The 1,327-nt window shown below is 42.7% G+C and carries 1 protein-coding gene and 1 pseudogene; both read right to left on the reverse strand.

Translation table 11 applies throughout. From position 1 onward, the window contains the following. Positions 1–28 precede the first annotated feature (28 nt). A complete protein-coding gene (locus QUB08_RS32295; protein WP_445300984.1) occupies positions 29–301 on the reverse strand; it encodes an ISAzo13-like element transposase-related protein in 273 nt (90 codons plus the stop codon). Beyond that, positions 282–1,237 (reverse strand): annotated as a pseudogene (locus tag QUB08_RS32300) (ISAzo13-like element transposase-related protein). Before QUB08_RS32300 ends, QUB08_RS32295 begins: the two are co-directional and overlap by 20 nt. Between the last annotated feature and the right edge of the window lie 90 nt (positions 1,238–1,327).

Below are 1,327 nucleotides of genomic sequence, written 5' to 3' on the forward strand. Positions count from 1 at the left end.
AGGGACTTGCGGAAAAATAAAGTACCTATTAAATGGGGATAATCTTGATATCCCATTTGGGTAAAGTTTCAGAACGTTGCCATGAGGGTAGATATTTTTTTAACTCATGAGGTAAGACTTTTATTCCTTTCTCGTAAATGGTCTCAACTAAATGTACAATGGGTTTAATTCCTTGCCACGTCATTTGAGCTGCCCAGTTTATGGCAGTTTCAACTGAATCTAAAATAGCACCATTCCAATAGTGTTCAAGTGCTGCTGGGCAGCGTTCAATTGGGTTATACTTACACGAGATATGGTGGATAGTAAATTAGTCGGATTCTTAAGCCAATTGCCTGAGATAACTCGATGATGCGTTTGATGAATTGTGTGCGATTGCTTCTGATTGCCGGACCACCATCAAGGTCAATCACTAATTCTTCGAGTTCGGTGTAATCAAATTGGTTATTGTGCCACCAATCTGTTAGACAATCCACAATAAAATCTGTAGTTTCAGCGGACTGTCCCATATAAATCGATAGTCGATCGCTTTGAGTGTTAAGAATGCCAAATGGGACTAATATACCTTGCCACTCGGTATCATGATCGTCAGCCGATTTCGGTTCGATGGTTCTGGCTTTACCGCCCCGTGACAGGTTGCCAATTTTTACTTTCGCTTTGGTATCAATTGATATTCGCAGAGACTTGACATCTCGATCGGAGGCTTGATTTTCCTTTAATACATTCTCAAAAATCGCATCAGTTTCGGGAATTTTTTTCAAGGGCTTGGTTTTTTGTGTTTTTTTAGGCGATACCCCATTCGATTTAAAATCGCGCCAATTGTCTGACGAGAAGGTAATTGCTCACTGTCGTAGTTTTTCTGACTTACTAATGCCTCCCGTACCGCGAGGGCCGTGATCCGGGCATACAAAAATGTCGATTGAAACTTGGGGTCTGCCTGGGACTCTGGATCGACTAGAGAGCGAATATCGGCTTCTAAGTTGGGCAGCAAAATTTCACTTTTGTGCCGTCCCCGAACCCGATAATTATCAACACAAATCAGTCCGGTTCGTCGTTCGTGTAAGCCCAGTTGAACACTGTCTCGGTTCCACCCCATAAATGTTTCTACTTTGCGGGCTGAACCATTAAAGTAGTCTTCAGCCACTTTTGCCATAAAGTCTCGACGGCGATAGCCTGTCAGTTTTTGGGCAGCATCCTTAAACGTCGATTTAACGGTCTCACTCAAGATCATTTCTGGCATCCCAATCACAGAGGTCACAACCGCTCATGTCAGATTTTTTGTTTCCTACCCTTCTAGCATAACTGGGGTTATATTTAATTGCAAGCCCCT

Origin of the sequence: Microcoleus sp. BR0-C5, assembly GCF_036705045.1 — a bacterium.
Lineage (GTDB): Bacteria > Cyanobacteriota > Cyanobacteriia > Cyanobacteriales > Microcoleaceae > Microcoleus.